Source organism: Nocardioides sp. Leaf307 (assembly GCF_001423135.1).
GTDB classification, from domain to species: Bacteria; Actinomycetota; Actinomycetes; order Propionibacteriales; family Nocardioidaceae; genus Nocardioides; species Nocardioides kribbensis.
Map to the genome: position 1 here is coordinate 1,725,266 of NZ_LMNY01000001.1, position 23,651 is coordinate 1,748,916.

General features: G+C 73.6%; 21 protein-coding genes. 16 read left to right on the forward strand and 5 right to left on the reverse strand.

Translation table 11 applies throughout. The features are described 5' to 3' along the window. Positions 1-14: 14 nt before the first annotated feature. On the reverse strand, positions 15-752 hold the full coding sequence (locus ASF50_RS07905) for a dienelactone hydrolase family protein (protein WP_056903985.1): 738 nt from the start codon (positions 750-752) through the stop codon (positions 15-17). A gap of 107 nt (positions 753-859) precedes the next feature. On the opposite strand from ASF50_RS07905, the gene ASF50_RS07910 reads away from it, so the two are divergent. Both ASF50_RS07910 and ASF50_RS07915 read left to right on the forward strand, forming a co-directional pair. Next, a complete protein-coding gene (locus ASF50_RS07910; RefSeq protein WP_056903986.1) occupies positions 860-2,371 on the forward strand; it encodes a cryptochrome/photolyase family protein in 1,512 nt (503 codons plus the stop codon). Continuing rightward, on the forward strand, positions 2,371-2,886 hold the full coding sequence (locus ASF50_RS07915) for a 2'-5' RNA ligase family protein (protein WP_056903987.1): 516 nt from the start codon (positions 2,371-2,373) through the stop codon (positions 2,884-2,886). Before ASF50_RS07910 ends, ASF50_RS07915 begins: the two co-directional genes overlap by 1 nt. Positions 2,887-2,910: 24 nt before the next feature. Here the strand turns inward: ASF50_RS07915 and ASF50_RS07920 are convergent, their stop codons facing one another. Further along, positions 2,911-4,233, reverse strand: coding sequence for a dicarboxylate/amino acid:cation symporter (locus ASF50_RS07920; RefSeq protein ID WP_056864325.1), 1,323 nt, complete (start codon positions 4,231-4,233; stop codon positions 2,911-2,913). A 119-nt stretch (positions 4,234-4,352) separates the two neighbouring features. Continuing rightward, positions 4,353-5,717 (reverse strand): FAD-binding oxidoreductase, encoded by a 1,365-nt coding sequence (locus tag ASF50_RS07925; protein ID WP_056903988.1) that lies wholly within the window; start codon positions 5,715-5,717, stop codon positions 4,353-4,355. A gap of 82 nt (positions 5,718-5,799) precedes the next feature. Here ASF50_RS07925 and ASF50_RS07930 point away from each other — a divergent pair, with 82 nt between their 5' ends. The 3 genes from ASF50_RS07930 to ASF50_RS07940 all read left to right on the forward strand — a co-directional run bounded on the left by ASF50_RS07930 (position 5,800) and on the right by ASF50_RS07940 (position 8,409). After that, the gene (locus ASF50_RS07930) at positions 5,800-7,050 is read left to right on the forward strand and encodes a DUF480 domain-containing protein (RefSeq protein WP_056903989.1); all 1,251 of its coding nucleotides are present in this window, start codon (positions 5,800-5,802) and stop codon (positions 7,048-7,050) included. A gap of 66 nt (positions 7,051-7,116) precedes the next feature. Further along, complete coding sequence (locus tag ASF50_RS07935; RefSeq protein ID WP_082500263.1) at positions 7,117-7,719, forward strand: flavin reductase family protein; 603 nt, start codon at positions 7,117-7,119, stop codon at positions 7,717-7,719. 30 nt (positions 7,720-7,749) lie between these two features. Next, complete coding sequence (locus ASF50_RS07940) at positions 7,750-8,409, forward strand: hypothetical protein (RefSeq protein WP_056864328.1); 660 nt, start codon at positions 7,750-7,752, stop codon at positions 8,407-8,409. 72 nt (positions 8,410-8,481) lie between these two features. Here ASF50_RS07940 and map read toward each other — a convergent pair whose 3' ends face one another. Further along, a complete protein-coding gene (gene map / locus ASF50_RS07945; protein WP_056903990.1) occupies positions 8,482-9,252 on the reverse strand; it encodes a type I methionyl aminopeptidase in 771 nt (256 codons plus the stop codon). Between the two features lie 816 nt (positions 9,253-10,068). Beyond that, positions 10,069-10,776, reverse strand: a complete 708-nt coding sequence (locus tag ASF50_RS07950; RefSeq protein ID WP_056903991.1) for an MBL fold metallo-hydrolase — start codon at positions 10,774-10,776, stop codon at positions 10,069-10,071. Between the two features lie 206 nt (positions 10,777-10,982). On the opposite strand from ASF50_RS07950, the gene uvrA reads away from it, so the two are divergent. The 11 genes from uvrA to ASF50_RS08005 all read left to right on the forward strand — a co-directional run bounded on the left by uvrA (position 10,983) and on the right by ASF50_RS08005 (position 23,567). Further along, positions 10,983-14,033: an excinuclease ABC subunit UvrA gene (gene uvrA, locus ASF50_RS07955; protein WP_056864331.1), complete on the forward strand. Its 3,051-nt coding sequence runs from the start codon at positions 10,983-10,985 to the stop codon at positions 14,031-14,033. A gap of 136 nt (positions 14,034-14,169) precedes the next feature. Next, positions 14,170-14,649, forward strand: a complete 480-nt coding sequence (locus ASF50_RS07960) for a Rieske (2Fe-2S) protein (RefSeq protein ID WP_082502870.1) — start codon at positions 14,170-14,172, stop codon at positions 14,647-14,649. A gap of 71 nt (positions 14,650-14,720) precedes the next feature. Then, positions 14,721-16,796, forward strand: a complete 2,076-nt coding sequence (gene uvrC / locus ASF50_RS07965; RefSeq protein WP_082502872.1) for an excinuclease ABC subunit UvrC — start codon at positions 14,721-14,723, stop codon at positions 16,794-16,796. Beyond that, complete coding sequence (gene rapZ, locus ASF50_RS07970; RefSeq protein WP_056903992.1) at positions 16,796-17,671, forward strand: RNase adapter RapZ; 876 nt, start codon at positions 16,796-16,798, stop codon at positions 17,669-17,671. The genes uvrC and rapZ overlap by 1 nt, the downstream gene beginning before the upstream one ends. Continuing rightward, positions 17,668-18,666: a gluconeogenesis factor YvcK family protein gene (locus tag ASF50_RS07975; RefSeq protein ID WP_056903993.1), complete on the forward strand. Its 999-nt coding sequence runs from the start codon at positions 17,668-17,670 to the stop codon at positions 18,664-18,666. The genes rapZ and ASF50_RS07975 overlap by 4 nt, the downstream gene beginning before the upstream one ends. A 60-nt stretch (positions 18,667-18,726) precedes the next feature. Beyond that, the gene (whiA, locus tag ASF50_RS07980) at positions 18,727-19,713 is read left to right on the forward strand and encodes a DNA-binding protein WhiA (protein WP_056864334.1); all 987 of its coding nucleotides are present in this window, start codon (positions 18,727-18,729) and stop codon (positions 19,711-19,713) included. Between the two features lie 196 nt (positions 19,714-19,909). Beyond that, a complete protein-coding gene (gap, locus tag ASF50_RS07985; RefSeq protein ID WP_056864335.1) occupies positions 19,910-20,905 on the forward strand; it encodes a type I glyceraldehyde-3-phosphate dehydrogenase in 996 nt (331 codons plus the stop codon). Position 20,906: 1 nt separating this feature from the next. Beyond that, the gene (locus ASF50_RS07990; RefSeq protein WP_056903994.1) at positions 20,907-22,118 is read left to right on the forward strand and encodes a phosphoglycerate kinase; all 1,212 of its coding nucleotides are present in this window, start codon (positions 20,907-20,909) and stop codon (positions 22,116-22,118) included. Between the two features lie 27 nt (positions 22,119-22,145). Beyond that, positions 22,146-22,916, forward strand: a complete 771-nt coding sequence (tpiA, locus tag ASF50_RS07995) for a triose-phosphate isomerase (protein WP_056903995.1) — start codon at positions 22,146-22,148, stop codon at positions 22,914-22,916. A 30-nt stretch (positions 22,917-22,946) separates the two neighbouring features. Continuing rightward, a complete protein-coding gene (gene secG, locus ASF50_RS08000; RefSeq protein ID WP_056864338.1) occupies positions 22,947-23,183 on the forward strand; it encodes a preprotein translocase subunit SecG in 237 nt (78 codons plus the stop codon). Between the two features lie 24 nt (positions 23,184-23,207). Next, positions 23,208-23,567, forward strand: coding sequence for an RNA polymerase-binding protein RbpA (locus ASF50_RS08005; protein ID WP_056864339.1), 360 nt, complete (start codon positions 23,208-23,210; stop codon positions 23,565-23,567). The last annotated feature ends 84 nt before the right edge of the window (positions 23,568-23,651 follow it).

The window sequence follows — 23,651 nt, forward strand, 5'->3', positions numbered from 1 at the left end:
CGGGGCGGGTCTCGTCAGGGGGCCGGCCGCAGCTTCTCCTCGAAGAAGCCCAGCACGCGGTCGACCGCGCCCTGGTCGCGGTGCAGCGTCAGGGTCGCGTGCTTGCGTCCGGGCAGGTCGATGCGCACGAAGCCCTCGCCCAGCTCGCGGGTGAGGGTCTCGAATCGGGTGCCGGTGGCGACGTCACCGTCGTACTGCACGCCGAGCACCTGGCAGCCGCCCGCGACGCGCTCGCGCACCACCGCGAGGTCGGCGGGGGAGAGGTTGACGTCGCCCGCGCGGCGGCGGCCGACGGGGAAGGGCGCGGAGGGCTGGCAGACCACGGGCGCAGCGACGGAGGTGTCGACCATCATGGCCAGGGCGAAGCCCCCGGTGAAGCACATGCCCAGCGCGCCGACGCCCGGCCCGCCCAGCTCCGCGTGCAGGTCGCGGGCCAGGCTGCGCAGCCACCCGGCGACCGGGGTCGTCTCCCCGGTGGCGAGCTTCGTGAACTCCCGGCTCACGCACACCTGGCGGAAGGCCCCGGCGACCGAGCGGGCTCCGACCGGGGCCTCGGGGGTGCCGAAGAGGTGGGGCATGACGACGGTGAAGCCGGCGGCCACCACCTCCTCGCCGAAGGCGATGACCTGCGGGGTGAGCCCGGGGATCTCGTGGATCACCACGACCCCGGGGCCGCTGCCCTTGCGGTAGGTCGGGTGGGTCGTGCCGTCGGCGGCGTGCTCGCCGAGGGTCCAGGAGTCGAGGAGGGTCATGGCCGGCAGTATGGCCCTCGCCGGTCCGGGCGGCACGGGCACGCGGCGCCGCAGGGTCCGGCCCGAGGGGGGAGCCCGGGCAGCGCGATGCTGCCTAGGGTCGGCCCATGCCGGACTCCGACCCGTCGCGCCACGTGCGCCTCGTGCTGCCCCACCAGCTGTTCACCGAGCACCTCGACGCTCCGGCCGGCACGGTCTTCGTGCTCCTCGAGCACGACCTGCTCTTCCGCCAGTACCGCTTCCACGCCCAGAAGCTCGTGCTCCACCGCGCCTCGATGGTCCGCTTCGCCGAGCGGCTGCGCGAGGCCGGCTTCGAGGTCGAGCACGTCGAGACCTCCGCCTCCGCCACGAGCCACGACCGGCTGGTCGGCTGCCTCGACCGGCTGCGCCCCGACCGGGTGAGCGTCTACGACGTGGTCGACGACTGGCTCTCGCGCGACCTCACCGCCGCCCTGGCCGACCACGGCTACGAGCTGCGCTCCGAGGACGTCCTGGAGACGCCGTGCTTCCTCACCTCCCGCGCCGACGTCGCCGAGCAGGTCGGCAGCGGCGGTCGGACGGCGCGCATGCAGCACTTCTACGCCTGGCAGCGCCGCCGTCTCGACGTGCTGGTCGAGGGCGACCAGCCCGTCGGGGGCCAGTGGTCCTTCGACGCCGACAACCGCAAGAAGCTGCCCAAGCAGCACCCCGTGCCCGCGGTCGCCCGGCCCGGCGCCGACGGCGGGCCCGAGCGGCACCCGGCCGTGGCCGACGCCATCGCCTGGGTCGGCGAGGAGTTCCCCGACGCCCCCGGCGACGCGGAGGCCTTCGCCTGGCCGACCTCGCACGACGAGGCGGAGGCGATGCTGGAGGAGTTCCTCGCCGAGCGCTTCACCGAGTTCGGGCCCTTCGAGGACGCGATCTCCCGCGAGCACCCGTGGGTGTTCCACGCCCTGCTGACCCCGGGCCTGAACATCGGGCTGGTCACCCCGGCCCACGTGCTGGAGCGGGCGCTCGACGTGGGGTCCTCCGAGGAGGTGCCGCTGGCCTCCCTCGAGGGCTTCGTGCGCCAGCTCATCGGCTGGCGCGAGTACATGCGCGCCACCTACGTCGTCCACGGGCGCCGCATGCGCAGCGGCAACCGGCTGGCCCACACCCGGCCGCTGGCCGAGGGCTGGTGGACCGCGCGTACGGGGCTGGCTCCGGTCGACCTGGTGCTGGAGCGGGTGCTGGCCCACGGCTACGCCCACCACATCGAGCGCCTGATGGTGCTCGGCAACGCGATGTGCCTGCTGCGCGCCGAGCCCGACGCCGCCTACGAGTGGTTCATGGAGATGTTCGTCGACGCCTACGACTGGGTGATGGTGCCCAACGTCTACGCCATGAGCCAGTTCGCCGCGGGCGAGGCGATCACCACCAAGCCCTACGTGTCGGGGTCGAACTACCTGCGCAAGATGTCGGACCTGCCGGCGGGGGAGTGGCGCGAGGACTGGGACGCGCTCTACTGGACCTTCGTGCGCGACCACCACGACGTCTTCGCCGGCAATCCCCGCTCGCGCATGATCGCCACCCTCTACGACGGCCTGGACTCCTCGACCAAGGCCGCCCACACCCGGCGCGCCCGGAGGTGGCTGGCCTGATGGCGAGGCTGCACTCCCTCGAGCTGCTGCCCGACGAGGCGGGCCAGGTCGCCGTACGCCGGCAGTGGCAGGCCCTGCGCGACGCCGGCCTGCCCTCCCAGCTCGACCACCGCGGCAGCTCCAACGCCGCCCACGTCAGCGTGGTGGAGGCCCCCGCGCTGTCGAGCGACGCCCTCGACGTGGCGACGGCGCGCCTGGGCTCGCTGCTGCCGGTGACGGCCGTGGTCGGCGGCGTCCTGCTCCTCGGCGGCGGTGGCGGCCGCGTGGCCCTGGCCCGCCCGGTGCAGCTGAGCGACGACGTGGTGCGCCGGGTGCTGGCGGTGCGGGTGCACGTGCCCGAGCGCCGCCACCACGGCTGGGTGCCCCACCTGACCCTCGCCCGGGGCCTCGACCGGTCCGACGTGCCCCGGGCCCTGGAGGCCCTGGGCGACCACGACGCGGCCCTCGAGCTGCGGCTGGCGTCGCTGCGCCACTGGGACCCCGACGCGGGGGAGGTCACCGACCTCGCCCGCTGAGGACCCGCCGTCCGGGGGTGCTGGTCAGACCCCGGCCGGCTCCGGCTCGCGGACCGGCTCGGGGGTGTCGCCGACGGGGGCTCCGCGACGCGGCGCGTGGTAGGCGTCGACGTCGAGGATGCCCTCGCGGCGGGCCACGATGGTCGGCACGAGCGCCTGGCCGGCCACGTTGGTGGCGGTGCGCATCATGTCGAGGATCGGGTCGATGGCCAGCAGCAGCGCCACGCCCTCAAGCGGCAGACCCAGGGTGGTGAGGGTCAGCGTCAGCATCACGACGGCGCCGGTGAGACCCGCGGTGGCGGCGGAGCCGACCACCGAGACGAAGGCGATGAGCAGGTAGTCCTGCACGCCCAGGGTGATGCCGAAGATCTGCGCCACCGTGATCGCGGCCAGCGCGGGGTAGATGGCCGCGCAGCCGTCCATCTTGGTGGTCGCGCCGAGCGGCACCGCGAAGGAGGAGTACTCCTGCGGCACGCCGAGGTTGCGCGTCGTCACCTGCTGGGTCAGCGGCATGGTGCCCACCGAGGAGCGCGAGACGAAGGCGAGCTGGATCGCGGGCCAGGCGCCGGAGAAGAACTTCACCGGCGACAGGCCGTGCAGGCGCAGGATGACGGGGTAGACCACGAACATCACCAGCAGGCAGCCGACGTAGACGTCGACGGTGAAGACCGCCAGCGGCGCCACCAGGTCCCACCCGTAGGTGGCGACCGCGCGGCCGAGCAGGCCGAGGGTGCCGAGCGGGGCCAGCTTGATGATCCACCACAGGACCTGCTGCACGACGGCCAGCGCCGAGCGCATGAAGCCCAGGAACGGCTCGGCCTTCTCGCCGGCCTTCAGCGAGGCGGCGCCCACGACGAGGGCGACCACCACGATCTGCAGCACGTTGAAGGACGCGGCGCCCTCCTCGATCTCCAGGCCGAGCACGTTGGCCGGCACCAGGCCGGTGAGGAAGTCCAGCCACGAGCCGCTGGTGCCCTCGTACGTCGCGCCCGCGGCCGAGACGTCGGCGCTGCTGCCGGGGTTGGTGAGCAGGCCGAGCGTGATGCCGATCGTGACGGCCACCAGCGACGTGATGGCGAACCACACCAGCGTCTGCGTGGCCAGCCGCGCGGCGTTGGAGACCTCGCGCAGGTTGGTCACGCTGACCACGATGGCGGCGAAGACCAGCGGCGGCACGGCCGCGGTGAGCAGGCCGACGAAGGTGCTGCCGATGGTGTCGAGGGTCGTGGCCAGCCAGGCCACGTCCCAGGTGCGGGCCACCAGGCCCAGGACGACGCCGAGCACCAGGCCGAGGACGATCTGGGCCCAGAACGGGGTTCTGCGGACCGCCGAGAGTGCGTGCTTCACGGGACTGCCTTTCCGGAGGGGACTCCGGCCCAACCGGTCGGCGGCGCGCACGATTCCTGCGGCCCGGGTGGTGCGCCGCACAGTCGGCCCCGGGGCAGGCGGCCCGGGCCCCGGGGCGGCTAGAGCACCGCGTGGGGGCTCAGCACGCCCGCGGGGTCGAAGGCGCGCCGCAGGGCCCGCTGCACGTCGAGGGCGACGGGGTCGAGCTCGCGGGTCAGCCAGTGCTTCTTCAGCGTGCCCACGCCGTGCTCGCCGGTGATGGTGCCCCCCAGCGCGAGCGCGGCCTCGGTGATCCGGTCGAAGGCGCGCATGGCGGTCGCGCGTCCGTCGGGGTCGGTGTGGTCGTAGACGATCGTGGGGTGCAGGTTGCCGTCGCCGGCGTGCCCGAAGACGCCGATGGTCAGGCCGAGGTCGTGGGCGACGGCCTCGACCGCGCCGATCAGGTCGACCACCCGGGCCCGGGGCACGCAGACGTCGTCGAGCAGCCAGTCGCCGCCGCGGTCGGCGGCCAGGCGCTCGAGCGCGGGCAGGGCGAGGCGTCGCGCCTCGAGCAGCATCGCCGCCTCCTCGGCGTCGTCGCTGCGCGCCACGTCGACGGCTCCCGCGCCGGTGCAGTGCGCCTCCACCTGCTCCAGCAGCGCCGCCGCCCCGGGCCCGGCGTCGTCGGACTGCACCAGCAGCAGGGCGGCGACGTCGCCGAGGCCCATGCCGGCGTGGGCGTCGACGGCCCGCACGGTGGTGCGGTCGAGCACCTCCAGCAGCGAGGGGGTCAGCCCGGCGGCCGCGATCCGGGCCACCGCGTCGCCGGCCGAGGCGAGGCGGTCGAAGGAGGCCACGAGGGTCTGCGGTGCGGCGGGCGCCGGCAGCAGGCGCACGGTGACCTCCGTGACCACGCCCAGGGTGCCCTCGGAGCCGACGAAGAGGCTGGTGAGGTCGTAGCCGGCCACGCCCTTGACCGTGCGGGTGCCGGTGCGCAGGACCCGGCCGTCGGCGAGCACGACCTCCAGGGCCTCGACGAAGTCGCCGGTGACGCCGTACTTGACGCAGCACATGCCGCCGGCGTCGGTGGCGACGTTGCCGCCGACCGTGCAGAAGGCGACCGACCCCGGGTCGGGCGGGTAGAAGAGGCCGGCCCCGGCCGCGGCGGAGCGAAGGTCCCCGGTGACGACCCCCGGCTGCACGACCGCGAGCCGCTCGACGGGGTCGACCTCCAGCACGCGGTCCATCCGGTGCAGCGACAGCACGGCGCTCCCGGCCGGCGCGTTGGCGCCGCCCACCAGGCCGCTGCCGGCGCCCCGGGGCACGACGGCCACGCCGGCCGCCGAGGCGGCGCGCAGGCAGGCCTGCACCTCGGCGGTGCTGCGCGGGGCGAGCACCACCGACGGCGTGGCGCGCTCGGTGAGCCGCGACTGGTCGTGGGCGTAGCCCGCGACGACGTCGGGGTCGTCGATGAGCACTCCGGCAGGCAGGGCGTCCCAGGTCATGTGCCGACCGTACCCACCGCGCTCGGGCCGACCTCGGCGTCGGGCGGCCGGCGTGGCCGTCGTGCGCGGCTAGGGTCGGCCCATGCCGATGCCCGAGCCGCTCTCGCCCGAGGAGCAGCGGGTGCTCGGCGCGCTGCTGGAGAAGCAGGTGACGGTGCCCGCGTCGTACCCGCTCTCCCTCAACGCGCTGCGCACCGCCTGCAACCAGACCTCCAGCCGCGACCCGGTGGTGGCCTACGACGAGCAGCAGGTCGAGCAGGTGGCGCGCGGCCTCAAGGACCGCGGGCTGGTGAGGATCGTCTGGTCCGACTCCGGTCGTCGCACGCTGAGGTACCACCAGGTGCTGGAGGAGGAGCTCGACCTCGAGCCCGACGAGCGCGCGCTGCTCACCGTGCTGCTGCTGCGGGGGGTGCAGGCCCCCGGCGAGCTGCGCACCCGCACCGAGCGGCTCCACCCCTTCGCCGACCGCGACGCCGTCGACGCCTGCCTGCTGCGCCTCGCCGCGCGGGAGCGCCCCCTGGTGCGCCAGGTCTCCCCGCGCTCCGGCCGGCTCGACAGCCGGTGGACCCACCTCCTGGGGCCGGGCGGGGCCGACGCGACGTCGGGCGGTGGGCCGGCCGCCGTCGGCCCCGACGAGCGGGAGTCGGTGCTCGCCGACGGCCCCGAGGCTCGCGACGAGCGGGTCCGCGCCTCCTACGACGCGCTGGCCGAGCCCTACGCCGCCCGCTTCGCCGAGGAGTACGCCGAGGGCGCCCACGGCCCCCTCGGGCTGGAGACGTGGCTGCTGGGTCGGGTCGTCGCGCTCGCCGACGGCCGACCGGTCGTCGAGGTCGGCAGCGGGCCCGGCCACACCACCGCCCTGCTGCGCTCGCTGGGCGCGGACGCCTCGGGGGTGGACCTGTCGCCGGCGATGGTGGCCGAGGCCCGGCGCCGCTTCCCCGACGGGGCCTACGAGGTCGGCGACCTGCGGCGGCTCATGCGGCCCGCGACGGCGCCCGGGTGGGGCGCGGTGCTGGCGTGGTACTCCCTCATCCACCTCGCGCCCTCCGAGCTCGACGACGCCGTCGCCGCCCTGGTGCGACCCCTCGCGCCCGGAGGGCACCTGGTGCTGGCGCTCCAGGCGGCCTCCGCCGCGGGTCCCGTGGTGCGCCGCACCGACTCCTGGCTCGAGCGCGAGGTCGACCTCGCCCTGGTGCTGCACGAGCCGGCGCGCGTGCTCGCCGCGGTCGGGGCCGCGGGTCTGGTCGACGTCGAGTGGTACCACCGCGGGCCCTTGCTCCACCACGGCGAGACCACCGAGCGGCTCTACGTGCTCGCCCGCCGGCCGGGATAGCCGCGCGTGGTCCGCCGCCCGACCCACCCGCCGGGGGCGGGCGCGGGGCTGGCTAGCGTGGGTGCCATGACCTCCGCCGGCTCCGACCACGACGGGCCCGGCACAGGCACGGAGCCGGAGCCGGGAGCCCCGGCCTGGCTCGCCGACGACGCCGATCCCGAGTACCACCTCGATGGGCGGGCCTACCCGCTCACCGACCGTCGCTTCCGCGACGTGGTCGGCTCCTTCGCCTCCGGGCTCACCGTGGTCACCGCGACCACCCCAGAAGGGCCCGTGGGCGTGACCTGCCAGTCCTTCGCCAGCGTCTCCCTCGACCCGCCGCTGGTGCTGGTGGTGCTGGCCCGGTCCTCCCGCGCGTGGCCCCGCGTCCGCGAGGCGGGCCGCTTCTGCGTCAACGTCCTCGCCGAGCATCAGCAGGAGCTGTCCACCCGCATGGCCAGCCGCGGCGTGGACAAGTTCGCGGGCGTGGGCTGGACCGCGTCGCCCGCGACCGGGGCGCCCCGACTCGACGGCGCGGTCGCCCACGTCGACTGCGCGATCGACGCGGTCCACGAGGCCGGTGACCACGACGTGGTGGTCGGGCGCGTGCTGGCCCTCGCCGAGGGGCCCGGCGGTGCGGACGCCCCGCCGCTGCTCTTCCACCGCGGTGCCTACCGCCGGCTGGGCTGACGCGGGCCCGGGTCGGCTAGGTTCGTCGTCGTGATCGCCCTGCCCGGCCACGGCTTCGTGATGCTCTCGATGCCCAAGTGCGCCTCCACCACCCTCGTCACGAGCCTCATGGGTCGCGCCGAGGTGATGATGCGGATCAACCCGCGCCTCAAGCACATGAACGCGCGCACCTTCACCAACCGGATGGCGCCGGTGCTCCAGACGGGCGGCTACCAGCGCGACGACTACGAGCTGGTCTCGCTCTTCCGCGAGCCGGTGGCGTGGCTGGAGTCGTGGTGGCGCTACCGCCAGCGCCCCGCGCTGCAGGACGACGACAACTCCCGCGCGGCCAACTCCACCGCCGACGTCAGCTTCGACGCCTTCGTGGGCGCCTACCTCGACGGCGCGCCGGGCGCGCTCAAGGGGCGCCAGGCCCGCTTCATCGCGCTCTCGGCCGACCTCGACATCGCCGTCGACCGCCTCTTCGCCCTCGAGCGCCCCGACGTGTGGGAGGGCTGGATCGCCGAGAAGATCGGCGAGCCGCTCGAGGTCACCATGAAGAACTGGTCGACCTCCACGAGCCGGCCCGACCTCAGCCGCGCCCTGCGGCGCCGCCTCGAGGACCACCTGCGCCCCGAGCTGGAGATCTACGAGCACCTGCGCGCCGAGGGCCAGTGGGCCCCACCGCGCGGCCACGTGCCCGGGCGCTGAGCCGCCGCCGCCGAGCCGTCGCCGGCCCGGCTGCCGAGCCGGCCCGGAGGGTCGCGGCGCACGGCGTGGGGGTCAGTCGCGCGCGGTGAGCACGAGCGGGGGCCCGTCGGGGGTGATGGCCACGGTGTGCTCGGAGTGCGCGCCGCGCGACCCGTCGGCGCTGCGCAGCGTCCAGCCGTCGGGGTCGGTGACGATCTCGTCGGTCGTGTGGAGGAACCACGGCTCGATCGCGATGACTAGACCGGCCTTGAGCCGCAGACCGCGACCGGCGCGGCCGTCGTTGGCGATGTGGGGCTCGCCGTGCATGGTGCGCCCCACCCCGTGACCGCCGAACTGGGTGTTGACGCTCAGCCCGGCCTCGTGGGCCACGGCCGCGATCGCGGCCGAGATGTCACCGACGCGGTTGCCGACGCGGGCGGCGTCGATGCCCGCGGCCAGGGCCCGCTCGGTGGTCTCGATGAGCGTCAGGTCCTCCGGCCTCGGGGTGCCGACGACGACGCTGAGCGCGGAGTCGGAGACCCAGCCGTCGACGGCGCAGGCGAAGTCGACGCTGAGCAGGTCACCGTCGCGCAGGGTGTAGTCGTGGGGCAGGCCGTGGAGCACGGCGTCGTTGACCGACGTGCAGAGCACCTTGCCGAAGGGCGAGGCGCCGAACGACGGGTGGTAGTCGATGTAGCACGACTCCGCCCCGCGCTCGCGGATCATGTCGTGCGCGACCCGGTCGAGCTCCAGCAGGTTCACCCCCACGTCGGCGACCTCGCGCAGGCGGGTCAGCACCTCGGCCACGAAGCGCCCCGCGGGTCGCATCTGCTCGATCTGGGTGGGCGTGCGCAGCTCGATCACGGGGTCGAGCCTAGGCGCGCCCCGGGAGCCGGACGGCCCGGGGTCCCGGGCCGCGCACCTCCCGATTGCTCCGCCGCGGGGCGGGCACCACGCGGTCAGGTCGCCGCCGCGGGCACGCCGGGTGGCGTCGCTGCTCCGCGACCGGCCAGCGCGGTTCCGAACGGGACCTCACCGCGCCCGGTGGCCGACCGGGCGGAAGTGGCGGGAGACGACAGGTCCGGCAGCTGGCGACCGGTCGTACGCCGCCACTTCTGGGCGGGCCGCCCCGCGGCGGGAGGCAGTGCCGGGCGGACGTGGCTGGAGCCCGGTGAACGTCCCGCTGGTCGACCGGGCAGAAGTGGCGGGATACGACAGGTCCAGCGGCTGCCGACCGGTCGTACGCCGCCACTTCTCGGGCAGGCCGGCCAGCGTCGGAGGCCCTCCTGAGTGGTCTGTGGCCGCTGCCCGGGGCATCGGCGTGGGAAGCGGCGGGAGACGACACCTCTGGCGGCTGCCGACCGGTCGTACGCCGCCCCTTCTCGTGCGCGCCGCCCCGCGGCGGGAGTCACTGCCGCGCGGGGCGTGGCTGGAGCCCGGTGACCGGCCGACGGCCGACCGGGCAGAAGTGGCGGGAGACGACCGGTCCAGGGGGCGCCGACCTGTCGTACGCCGCCACTTCTCGTGCGCGCGGCCCCGCGGCGGGAGGCACTGCGGTGCGGGGCGTGGCTGGAGCCCGCTGACCGGGCGGAGGTCGCGGGAGACGACAGGTCCGGCGACTGCCGCCCCGTCGTACGCCGCCACCCACCGTCCACCCACGCGGTGAGGGCCGCGAGCGGGTCACCAGCCCCGGGCGCGCCACTCCGGGATCGACGCGCGCTCGGCGCCGAGGGTCGAGTCGCCGCCGTGGCCGGGGTAGAACCACGTGTCGTCGGGCAGGGCGTCGAACAGCTTGGTCTCGACCTCGTCGACGAGCTGGGCGAAGGCGGCCTCGTCGCCGAAGGTGTTGCCCACGCCGCCGGGGAAGAGCGAGTCGCCGGTGAACAGGTGGGGCCGGCCGCCGGAGGGGCGGTCGTCGTAGACCAGCGCGACCGACCCGGGGGTGTGGCCGGCGATCGGCACGACCTGCAGGGTGCAGTCGCCGACCGCGACGGTGTCGCCGGCCCAGACCCGGCGGGTCACGGTGACGCCGGTCTGCTCGGTGACGGCGTCGGCGTCGGGGGTGCCGACGACGACCTCGGCCCCGGTGGCGGCGACGACCTCCGCCAGCGCGCGGTGGTGGTCCCAGTGCTGGTGGGTGGTGACGACGGTGTCGAGGCCGGCCTCACCGACCAGGCCCAGCAGCGTGGCGGCGTCGGCGGCGGCGTCGACGAGCACCTGCTCCCCGGTGTGGCGGCAGCGCAGCAGGTAGCAGTTGTTGGACATCTCGGGGTCGACGGCGACCTTGGTGATGACGAGGTGGGCCAGCTCGCGGGTCTGGGCGGGGCCGCCGGGGGAGACGTCGCCGTCGTAGTCCGAGGGGGCCGGGGTGTCGCTCGGTGGGGTCATGTCCCCATCCTGCCGCGCCGGCGGGTGGTCCGACCCGTGAGCGGGCTCACCCGGCGCGGGCGGGTCCGCTGCCCATCGGGGTGTGGCCCCGCTGTCGGTGGTGCGTGAGATGGTGAGCGGACGTGCCGACCCGCCCCCGCGGCGGACGCCGACGTACCATGACGAACGTCTGTTCGACTCCTTCACGCCACCAGGACGGGACTCCAGTGCAGGACCAGCTCATCATCCGGGGTGCTCGCGAGCACAACCTGAAGGACGTGTCGCTCGACCTTCCCCGCGACTCGCTGATCGTCTTCACCGGCCTCTCGGGCTCGGGCAAGTCGTCGCTCGCCTTCGACACGATCTTCGCCGAGGGCCAGCGTCGCTACGTCGAGTCGCTCTCGGCCTACGCCCGCCAGTTCCTGGGCCAGATGGACAAGCCCGACGTCGACTTCATCGAGGGCCTCTCGCCCGCGGTCTCGATCGACCAGAAGTCGACCTCGAAGAACCCCCGCTCGACGGTCGGCACGATCACCGAGGTCTACGACTACCTCCGCCTGCTCTACGCGCGCGCCGGGCGCCCCCACTGCCCCACCTGCGGCGCCCCCATCGAGCGGCAGACCCCGCAGCAGATCGTCGACCGCGTGCTGTCCCTGGAGGAGGGTCGGCGCTTCCAGGTCCTCGCACCGGTCGTGCGCGGCCGCAAGGGGGAGTACGTCGAGCTCTTCCGCCAGCTGCAGACCCAGGGCTTCTCGCGCGCCCGCATCGACGGCGAGACCCACTCCCTCGACACCGTCCTGTCCGACGGACCGAAGCTCGACAAGCAGAAGAAGCACACCATCGAGGTCGTCGTCGACCGGCTGGCGGTGAAGGAGTCCTCCAAGCGGCGCCTCACCGACTCCGTGGAGACCGCCCTCGGCCTGGCCGGCGGCCTGGTCGTGCTCGACTTCGTCGACCTCGACGCCAAGGACCCCGGGCGCGAGATGAAGTTCAGCGAGAAGATGGCGTGCCCCAACGACCACCCCATCGACACCGACGACCTCGAGCCGCGGTCGTTCTCGTTCAACTCGCCCTTCGGGGCCTGCCCGGCCTGCAGCGGCCTGGGCACCAAGCTGGAGGTCGACGCCGAGCTCGTCGTGCCCAACCCCTCGGCGACCCTCGGCGAGGGCGCCATCCAGCCCTGGGCCGGCGCCCACGTCGCCGACTACTTCCTGCGCCTCATGGACGCCCTGGGCGACGAGCTCGGCTTCGACCTCAACACCCCGTGGGAGGACCTCTCGGCGCGCTCGCAGAAGGCGCTGCTCGACGGCCACGCCACGAAGGTCCACGTCGTGACCCGCAACCGCTACGGGCGCGAGCGGGCCTACTACGCCGACTTCGAGGGCGTGCGGGGCTACGTCGAGCGCCGCCACCGCGAGGCGGAGTCCGACACCAGTCGCGACCGCTTCGAGGGCTTCATGCGCGAGGTGCCGTGCCCCACCTGCCGCGGCAGCCGGCTCAAGCCGGTCTCCATGGCCGTGCTGCTCGGCGGCCGCAACATCGCCGACGTCTGCGCCCTGCCCATCAACGAGGCCTCGGAGTTCCTCGGCTCCCTCGAGCTCTCCGCGCGCGAGCGCCAGATCGGCGAGCGGGTGCTCAAGGAGATCCAGGAGCGCCTGCAGTTCCTCCTCGACGTCGGGCTCGACTACCTCTCCCTCGACCGACCGTCCGGGTCGCTCTCGGGCGGCGAGGCGCAGCGGATCCGGCTGGCCACCCAGATCGGCGCCGGTCTCGTCGGCGTCCTCTACGTGCTCGACGAGCCGTCGATCGGGCTCCACCAGCGCGACAACCAGCGCCTCATCGAGACCCTCGTGCGGCTCAAGGACCTCGGCAACACCCTGATCGTGGTGGAACACGACGAGGACACCATCAAGGTCGCCGACTGGGTCGTCGACATCGGTCCGGGGGCCGGCGAGCACGGCGGCCAGGTGGTGCACAGCGGCACCGTCGAGGACCTGTACGCCCACCCCGACTCGATGACCGGCCAGTACCTCTCCGGTCGTCGTGAGATCCCGGTGCCCGCCCGTCGTCGCCCGCGCACGGTCGGGCGCGAGCTCAAGGTGCTCGGCGCCCGCGAGCACAACCTGCGCGACGTCGACGTGACGTTCCCGCTCGGCGTCTTCGTCGCCGTCACCGGCGTCTCGGGCTCGGGCAAGTCCACCCTGGTCAACGACATCCTCTACACCTCGCTGGCCAAGCAGCTCTACAACGCGCGCACCCTCCCGGGCCGCCACCGCGCGATCACCGGCCTCGAGCACGTCGACAAGGTCATCCACGTCGACCAGTCGCCCATCGGCCGCACGCCGCGCTCCAACCCCGCCACCTACACCGGCGTCTTCGACCACGTGCGCAAGCTCTTCGCCGCCACCCCGGAGGCCAAGATGCGCGGCTACCTCCAGGGCCGGTTCTCCTTCAACGTCAAGGGCGGGCGCTGCGAGGCGTGCTCCGGTGACGGCACCATCAAGATCGAGATGAACTTCCTGCCGGACGTCTACGTGCCGTGCGAGGTCTGCCACGGGGCCCGCTACAACCGCGAGACGCTCGAGGTGCACTACAAGGGCAAGACCATCGCCGAGGTCCTCGACATGCCGATCGAGGAGGCCGTCGACTTCTTCGCCGCCGTGCCGGCCATCGCGCGCCACATGAAGACCCTCGTGGAGGTCGGGCTCGGCTACGTCCGCCTCGGTCAGCCCGCGACGACCCTCTCGGGAGGCGAGGCGCAGCGCGTCAAGCTCTCCGCGGAGCTGCAGAAGCGCTCCACCGGCCGCACCGTCTACGTGCTCGACGAGCCGACCACCGGTCTGCACTTCGAGGACATCCGCAAGCTGCTGCTGGTGCTGGGCCGCCTGGTCGACCAGGGCAACACCGTCCTGGTCATCGAGCACAACCTCGACGTCATCAAGACCGCCGACTGGCTCGTCGACATGGGCCCCGAGGGCGGGTCCCGCGGTGGCGTGGTCGTCGCGGAGGGCACGCCCGAGAAGGTCGCGACGGTCGAGGCCAGCCACACCGGCCGCTACCTCCGCCCGCTGCTCGAGGGCAAGGAGGCCACACAGCCACGTGGTCGCCTCGCCGCGTCGGAGGCCCCGGCCCCGGCGCGCGCCACCCGCCGCCAGGCCGCCTCCCAGGTCGCCAACGACCGTGCCGCCGCCCGGGCCGCGAAGCCGGCCAAGGCGACCACCGCCAAGAGGACGACCGCCAAAAAGACGGCCGCCAAGCGGACGGCCGCCAAGAAGTAGGGAGCCCCGGAGGTCGTGAGCCACGGCGGTGGCCGGGGCCACCGGTCGCCGGTCCCTGGGTCGGTCCTCAGCCGCTCCACAGACCGCCTGGCTACCCTCGCGCTCAACCACCCGCCGTCACGAGAGGACGACGACCATGACCAGCACCGAGCCCGCCCCCGCCGACACCGGGAGCACCCTCGACCCCACCACGACCACCCGCCGCGGTGGCCTGACCCGGCGCCGCGCCCTCGGCGGCGTCGCGGGGATCGGGGTGGCCCTCCCGGTGCTGGCCGCCTGCGGCGGCGAGGAGGAGGCGGCCAGCGACCCCGCCGCCGACCTCCCGGCCGGCGCGAGCCTGACCCCCACCGCCGACGTGCCGGTCGGGGGCGGCGCGATCCTCTCCGAGGAGGAGGTCGTGGTCACCCAGCCGACCGAGGGGGAGTTCAAGGCCTTCTCCGCGGTGTGCACCCACCAGGGCTGCCTGGTCTCCCAGGTCTCGGCCGACGGCATCGTCTGCACCTGTCACGGCAGCGTCTTCGCCCTCGACACCGGCGAGCCCACCGACGGCCCCGCCACCGAGGCGCTGGCGGCGGTCGCGGTGACGGTGTCGGGCGACGAGGTCACGCTGGCCTGACGGGCGCTCCCCGTCGCCTCGCGGGGCGCCCGCCGGCGTGGACCGTCGGTGGGCGACCGTAGGGTTGAGGCGTGCCGTCACGATCCGCCCGACCCTCCCGCGGCCCGCTGTCCTACCGTCCCGAGCCGGGGTCGATCCCCACCCAGCCGGGGGTCTACCGGTTCCGCGACGCGGCCGGCAGGGTGATCTACGTCGGCAAGGCCAAGAACCTCCGCGCGCGGCTCTCCTCGTACTTCCAGGACATCGCCAACCTCCACCAGCGCACGGCCACGATGGTCACCACCGCCGCCGGGGTGGAGTGGACGGTGGTCAACACCGAGGTCGAGGCGCTCCAGTTGGAGTACTCCTGGATCAAGGAGTACGACCCGCGCTTCAACGTGAAGTACCGCGACGACAAGTCCTACCCCTGGCTGGCCGTCACCGTCGGCGAGGAGTACCCCCGGGTGATGGTCGGGCGCGGCGCCAAGCGACGCGGCACGCGGTACTTCGGCCCCTACAGCCACGCCTGGGCCATCCGCGAGACCGTCGACATCCTGCTGCGGGTCTTCCCGATGCGCTCGTGCAGCAACGGCGTCTTCAAGCGCTCCGCCCAGATCGGGCGCCCCTGCCTGCTGGGCTACATCGACAAGTGCTCCGCGCCCTGCGTGGGCAAGGTCAGCGCGGACGAGCACCGCGCGATCGTCGACGACTTCTGCGACTTCATGGGCGGGCAGACCCGGCCCTTCACGCGTCGCATCGAGAAGGAGATGTACGCCGCCTCCGACGCGATGGACTTCGAGAAGGCGGCTCGGCTGCGCGACGACCTCGGGGCGATGCAGCGGGCGCTGGAGAAGCAGGCCGTCGTGCTGGGCGACGGCGCCGACGCCGACGTCATCGCCTTCGCCGAGGACCCCCTCGAGGTGGCGGTGCAGGTCTTCTACGTGCGCGGCGGCCGGATCCGCGGCCAGCGGGGCTGGGTCGCCGACCGCGTCGACGAGGGCGGCACCGCCGAGCTGGTCGACGACTTCCTGCTCCAGCTCTACGCCGGCGCCGACCGCGACGCGCAGGGCGACGCGATCCCGCGCGAGATCCTGGTGCCGGCGCTCCCGCCCGACCTGGCCACCTTCGAGGAGCTGCTCGGCGACCTGCGCGGCGGCAAGGTGCAGATCCGGGTGCCGCAGCGCGGCGACAAGAAGACGCTGCAGGAGACCGTGGCCAGCAACGCCCGGCAGTCGCTGGCGCTGCACAAGACCAAGCGCGCCAGCGACCTCACCACCCGCAACCGTGCGCTGGAGGAGATCCAGGACGCCCTCGACCTCGACGACGTGCCGCTGCGCATCGAGTGCTACGACGTCTCCAACCTCCAGGGCACCGAGGTGGTGGCCTCGATGGTGGTCTTCGAGGACGGGCTCAGCCGCAAGGGCGAGTACCGCCGCTTCGTCATCAAGGGCGTCGACGGCCAGAACGACGTGGCCTCGATGCACGAGGTCATCACCCGGCGCTTCCGCCGGCTGCTCGACGAGCAGGCCCGCTCCGAGGTGCGTCCCGGCGACGCGGGCGATCCCTCCAGCGGCCCGATGCTGGTCGACCCCGAGACCGGCCGTCCGCGCAAGTTCGCCTACGCCCCCGGCCTCGTCGTCGTCGACGGCGGGCCGCCCCAGGTGGCGGCCGCCCAGCGGGCCCTCGACGAGCTCGGGATCGACGACATCCCCGTCTGCGGCCTGGCCAAGCGGCTGGAGGAGGTCTGGCTGCCGGCCCAGGAGGACCCGGTCATCCTGGCCCGCTCCTCCGAGGGTCTCTACCTGCTCCAGCGGATCCGCGACGAGGCCCACCGCTTCGCCATCAACCACCACCGCTCCCGACGCTCCAAGAGCATGGTCGAGAGCGCCCTCGACGACGTGCCCGGGCTGGGGGAGGTGCGGCGCAAGACCCTGATGAAGCACTTCGGGTCGCTGAAGAAGCTGCGCGAGGCCGAGGTGGAGGAGATCGCCACCGTGCCGGGCATCGGCCCGCGCACGGCTGCGGCCATCAAGGACGCCGTGGCCGCGGCGTCGGCCAAGGGCGGCACCAAGGTCGGCGACGGGGGCGGCGGGGGCACCGCCGCGCCCGGCGCCGGCCCGACCTACAGCGTCAACACCGCCACGGGCGAGATCATCGAGGAGTCGTGATGGAGCAGGTCGGTCCCGAGCGGGGCGAGCTGGTGGTCGTCACCGGCATGACGGGGGCAGGCCGCAGCACCGCGGCCAAGGAGCTGGAGGACCTCGGCTACTTCGTCGTCGACAACCTCCCGCCGAGCCTGGTGCGCGAGGTGGTGCGCCTCGTCGACGACAGCCAGGGCCTCAGCCAGCCGATCGCGGTGGTGGTCGACGTGCGCTCGGGGTCGTTCTTCGCCTCGCTGCGGGCCAACCTCGCCCACGACTCGGTGGGCCGGCGCACCACCCTGGTCTTCCTCGAGGCCACCGACGAGGTGCTCGTGCGACGTCAGGAGGCCGCGCGCCGCCCCCACCCGCTGCAGGGCTCGGGTCGCCTGCTCGACGGGCTGCAGCGCGAGCGCGAGGTGCTGGCCGACCTGCGCGGCGACGCCGACCTGCTCATCGACACCTCCGCGCTCAACGTCCACCAGCTCACGGCCCGGATCTCGGAGGCCTTCGGCACCCCCGACTCCACGGCGCTGCGCATCCGGGTCATCAGCTTCGGCTTCAAGTACGGCATCCCCGTCGACGCCGACTTCGTCGCCGACATGCGCTTCCTGCCCAACCCCCACTGGATCCCCGAGCTGCGTCCGGGCACGGGGCGCGACCCCGAGGTCGCGGGCTACGTGCTGTCCCGCGACGGGGCCGAGGAGTTCCTCGACGCCTACGTCCCCCTGCTCGCCGGGGTGGCCGAGGGCTACCTGCGCGAGGGCAAGCGCTTCATGCGCGTGGCCATCGGGTGCACCGGCGGCAAGCACCGCAGCGTGGCGATGACGGAGGAGGCCACCCGGCGCCTGGTCGAGGCCGGGCTCGACGCCACCGCGACCCACCGCGACCTGGGGCGCGAGTGACGCCCCCGTCGCGCCGCGATCACGACCGCGCCCAGTCGGTGGTCGCCCTCGGCGGCGGCCACGGGCTCTTCGCCTCCCTGCAGGCGCTGCGGCGCCTGGTGGGGGAGCTGGTCGTCGACGACCTCACCGCCGTGGTCACGGTCGCCGACAACGGAGGCTCCTCGGGCCGCCTGCGCGGCGAGTTCGGCGTGCTGCCCCCGGGCGACCTGCGCATGGCCCTCGCCGCGCTGTGCGGTGACGACGAGTGGGGTGCGACCTGGTCGAGGGTGCTGCAGCACCGCTACGCCGGCGACGGCGAGATGCGCGGCCACGTCACCGGCAACCTGCTCATCGTGACCCTCTGGGAGCTGCTCGGCGACCACGTGCAGGCCCTCGACTGGGTCGGTCGGCTGCTCGGCGCCTCCGGGCGCGTGCTGCCGATGGCGCTGACGCCCATGGACATCACCGCGCGCGTGCGCGGCCTCGACCCGGGCGCGCCCGACGCCCTCACCACGGTGCGCGGCCAGGTCGAGGTCGCGACGACCGCCGGTGCCATCACGGCGGTCGACCTCGACCCGCCGGCCCCCGAGGCCTGCCCGGAGGCGGTCGCCGCCGTGCGCGCCGCCGACTGGGTCGTGCTTGGCCCCGGCTCGTGGTTCACCTCCGTCATCCCGCACCTGATGGTGCCCGACCTGCGGCGGGCGCTCGTCGAGACCGAGGCGCGGGTCGTGGTCGTGCTCAACCTCGCCGAGCAGCCGGGGGAGACCGGCGGCTTCGGACCGGTGGACCACCTGGCGGTGCTCGCCGAGCACGCTCCCGACCTGCGCATCCACACGGTGCTGGCCGACGCCCGCCAGCTGGGCGACGAGCCCGGCGAGCGGGCGCTCCTCGAGCAGCAGGTGGCCGCCCACGGAGCCCGTCTCGTGGTCGGCGACGTGGCCCACGAGGACGGTTCCCCACGTCACGACCCCGACCGCCTGGCGGCCTGCTTCGAGACCGTGATGGCCGACTCCTGAGTCGTCGGGGGCCCTCGTCCCGGTGCCCGCGGTGATTGACTCGCGTGCGAGGATCGGCCCATGGCGATGACGGCACAGGTGAAGGCCGAGCTGGCCAGCACCCAGATCACCAAGACCTGCTGCCGCAAGGCCGAGGTCGCCTCGATGCTCCGCTTCGCGGGCGGCCTGCACATCGTGAGCGGGCGGATCGTCGTGGAGGCCGAGCTCGACACCGGCGCCGCGGCCCGCCGGCTGCGCAAGGACATCGCGGAGGTCTACGGCCACGCCTCCGACGTGGTGATGGTGCAGGGCAACGGCATCCGCAAGGGCAGCCGCTACATCGTGCGGGTGGTGCGCGACGGCGAGTCGCTGGCCCGCCAGACCGGCCTGCTCGACCAGCGCGGACGGCCCGTGCGCGGTCTGCCCCCGGCGGTCGTCGCCGGTGGCGGCTGCGACGCCGTGGCCTCGTGGCGCGGGGCCTTCCTGGCCCACGGCTCGCTCACCGAGCCCGGGCGGTCCTCGTCGCTGGAGGTCACCTGCCCGGGGCCCGAGGCGGCGCTCGCACTCGTCGGCGTCGCCCGCCGCCTGGGCATCCAGGCCAAGGCCCGCGAGGTGCGCGGCGTCGACCGCGTGGTGATCCGCGACGGTGACGCCATCGGGCAGCTGCTGACCCGCCTGGGCGCCCACGAGTCGCTCATGGCCTGGGAGGAGCGCCGCATGCGCCGGGAGGTGCGTGCCACCGCCAACCGCCTCGCCAACTTCGACGACGCCAACCTGCGCCGCTCGGCGCGTGCGGCCGTGGCCGCCGGTGCCCGGGTCGACCGTGCGATGGAGATCCTCGGCGACGAGGTGCCCGACCACCTCAAGATGGCCGGCACCCTGCGCCTCGAGCACAAGCAGGCCTCCCTGGAGGAGCTGGGGCAGCTCCACGAGCCGGTGCTCACCAAGGACGCCATCGCCGGGCGCATCCGGCGGCTGCTCGCGATGGCCGACAAGCGGGCCGAGGAGCTCGGCATCCCCGACACCGAGGCCTCACTGACCCCCGACATGCTCGCCGACGAGGGCTGAGCAGCACCGTCCGTGCGCCCCCACGGTTACCGGCACGTACGACGGGACGCTCGGCGCCGCCGGGGTCGCCACCCGCTAGGGTCGACGGCGGCCGTCACGCCGTCCCGGCCGACGTGCCCGCAGAGCTGATCCACCACGCCGAACCATCCCTGATCCACCCGAGTACACCGTCCTCTCCAGAGCAGGAGCTCCACCCGTGACCGTTCGCGTAGGCATCAACGGTTTCGGCCGCATCGGCCGCAACTTCTTCCGCGCCGTCCGCGCCTCGGGCGCCGACATCGAGATCGTGGGGGTCAACGACCTCACCGACAACGCGGTGCTCGCCCACCTGCTGAAGTACGACTCGATCCTGGGCCGCCTCGACGCCGACGTCTCCAGCACCGACTCCGCGATCGTCGTCGGAGGCACCGAGATCCACGCCTTCGCCGAGCGCAACCCCGCCGACCTCAAGTGGGGCGAGATCGGCGTCGACGTCGTGGTCGAGTCGACCGGCTTCTTCACCGACGCCACCAAGGCCAAGGGCCACCTCGACGCCGGGGCCAAGAAGGTCATCATCTCGGCGCCGGCCTCCAACGAGGACATCACTGTCGTGATGGGCGTCAACCACACCGACTACGACGCCGCGCAGCACCACGTCATCTCCAACGCCTCGTGCACCACCAACTGCCTGGGCCCGATGGCCAAGGCCCTCAACGACGACCTCGGCATCGTCAAGGGTCTGATGACGACCATCCACGCCTACACCGCCGACCAGAACCTCCAGGACAACATCCACAAGGACCTGCGTCGCGCCCGCGCCGCGGCCCTCAACGTGGTGCCGACCTCGACCGGTGCGGCCAAGGCGATCGGCCTGGTGCTGCCCGAGCTCAAGGGCAAGCTCGACGGCTACGCCCTGCGCGTGCCCGTGCCCACCGGCTCGGCCACCGACCTGACCTTCGAGGCCTCGCGCGAGACCACGGTGGAGGAGGTCAACGCGATCATCGAGAAGGCCGCCGACGGCCGCTTCCTGAAGTACTCCACCGACCCGATCGTCTCCAGCGACATCGTCACCGACCCCGCGTCGTGCATCTTCGACGCCCCGCTGACCAAGGTCATCGGCAACCAGGTGAAGGTCGTCGGCTGGTACGACAACGAGTGGGGCTACTCCAACCGCCTCGTCGACCTCATCGGCTACATCGGCGAGACCCTCTGACGTGAGCGACCTCTCCTCCCTCGGTGACCTGCGGGGCAAGCGGGTCCTGGTCCGCTCCGACCTCAACGTCCCGCTCGAGGGCGACGCCGACCAGCAGCGCATCACCGACGACGGCCGCATCCGCGCCAGCGTCCCCACCATCCGCTCGCTGGCCGAGGCCGGCGCGCGGGTGGTGGTGACCGCGCACCTCGGCCGCCCGAAGGGTGCCCCCGAGCAGCGCTACTCGCTGGCCCCGGTGGCCGAGCGGCTCGGCGAGCTGCTCGGCGCCGAGGTCGCCTTCGCCACCGACACCGTCGGTGAGAGCGCCCGCTCCACCGTGGCCGGGCTCGAGGACGGCGAGGTCGCCCTGCTGGAGAACGTGCGGTTCAACGCCGGCGAGACCAGCAAGGACGACGCCGAGCGGCGGGAGTTCGCCGAGCAGCTCGCCGGGCTCGCCGACGCCTTCGTCTCCGACGGGTTCGGTGTGGTGCACCGCAAGCAGGCCAGCGTCTACGACGTCGCCCAGCTGCTGCCCCACGCCATGGGTGACCTGGTCGCCACCGAGATCGACGTGCTGCGCCGGCTCACCGACACCCCGGAGCGCCCCTACGTCGTGGTGCTCGGCGGCTCCAAGGTCTCCGACAAGCTCGGGGTGATCGACAACCTGCTGGGCAAGGCCGACAAGCTCCTCATCGGCGGCGGCATGGTCTTCACCTTCCTCGCGGCCCAGGGCCACGAGGTCGGCAAGAGCCTGCTGGAGCAGGACCAGCTCGACACCTGCCGGGAGTACCTCGCGCGGGCCGCGGAGTCGGGCGTGGAGATCCTCCTGCCCGGTGACATCGTGGTCGACACGACCTTCCCGACCGGCGAGGCCACCCCGCAGCCCAGGGTGGTCGCCGCCACGGCGATCCCGGCCGACTGCCTGGGCCTCGACATCGGCCCCGCCTCGGCGGCCGACTTCGCGGCGGCGCTCTCCGGGGCGCGCACCGTGTTCTGGAACGGCCCGATGGGCGTCTTCGAGGTCGCGGAGTTCTCCGACGGCACACGCGCGGTCGCCCAGGCACTGACCGAGGTCGAGGGCCTCTCGGTGGTCGGCGGGGGTGACTCCGCCGCGGCGGTGCGCACGCTCGGCTTCGACGAGTCGGCCTTCGGCCACATCTCCACCGGCGGCGGCGCGAGCCTCGAGTACCTCGAGGGCAAGACGCTCCCCGGCATCGACGTCCTGGAGGACTGAACCGTGCCCACGACACGCACCCCGCTCATGGCGGGCAACTGGAAGATGAACCTCAACCACCAGGAAGCGGTGGTCCTGGTCCAGAAGCTGGCCTGGACGCTGCAGGACAAGCGCCACGACTTCAGCGAGGTCGAGGTCGTCGTGGTGCCGCCCTTCACCGACCTGCGCTCGGTCCAGACCCTGGTCGACGGCGACCGCCTCTCCGTGCGCTACGGCGCCCAGGACGTCTCCACCCAGGACTCCGGCGCCTTCACCGGTGAGATCTCGGCCGCGATGCTGGCCAAGCTCGGCTGCTCCTACGTCGTCGTGGGGCACTCCGAGCGCCGCGAGCACCACGGCGAGACTGACGCCGTGGTCAACACCAAGGCCCACAAGGCGCACGCCGCCGGCATGGTCCCGATCGTGTGCGTGGGCGAGGGCCTCGAGGTGCGTCGCGCCGGGGAGCACGTCGCGCACACCCTCGCCCAGGTCGACGGCTCGCTCGCGGGCTTCACCGCCGAGCAGGTCGCCGGGCTGGTCGTGGCCTACGAGCCGGTCTGGGCCATCGGCACCGGCGAGGTCGCCACCCCCGAGGACGCCCAGGAGGTCTGCGGGGCGATCCGGGCCCGGGTGCGCGAGGTCCACGGCGACGCCGCGGCCGACGGTCTGCGGGTGCTCTACGGCGGCTCGGTCAAGGCCGGCAACGTCGCGGGGATCATGGCCAAGGACGACGTCGACGGCGCCCTCGTGGGCGGCGCGAGCCTGCAGGTCGACGAGTTCAGCGGCATCTGCCGCTTCTCCGACATGCCGGTCCTGTGACCCGGCTCGCGTGACGTAGGATTCCCGACTGTGGATCTAGTCTTCACCATCGTCCTGGTCATCACGAGCGCGCTGATGATCCTGCTCGTCCTGCTGCACAAGGGCCGCGGAGGCGGCATGTCCGACATGTTCGGCGGCGGCGTCTCCAGCTCGCTGGGGGGCTCGTCGGTCGCCGAGCGCAACCTCGACCGGCTGACGGTCGGCATCGGCATCATCTGGTTCGCCACCGTGATCGCCCTGGGCCTGCTGCTGGCCTACCAGGCCTGACCCCGAGAGCTGAGGAGACCGCACATGGCTGGAGCAGGGAACGCTATTCGTGGCAGCCGGGTCGGCGCCGGCCCGATGGGCGAGGCCGAGCGGGGTGAGGCGGCGCCGCGACAGGCGGTGACGTACTTCTGCTCCCACGCCCACAGTTCGGTCGTGACCTTCTCGGTCGAGGCGACGGTGCCCGACTCCTGGGACTGCCCCAAGTGCGGTCTGCCCGCCGGGCGCGACTCCGAGAACGCCCCGCCGGCGACCAAGATCGAGCCCTACAAGACCCACCTGGCCTACGTGAAGGAGCGGCGCTCCGACCAGGAGGCCGCCGACATCCTCGACGAGGCGCTCTCGCTGCTGCGCCGCCGTCGCAAGTCGGGCGACCTGATCTTCTGAGCCCGCGCCGCGGGCCCACGCAGAGCAGGAGGCCGGCCGCTCCCGAGGGGAGCGGCCGGCCTTCCGTGTGTCGCGTGCCTCGGT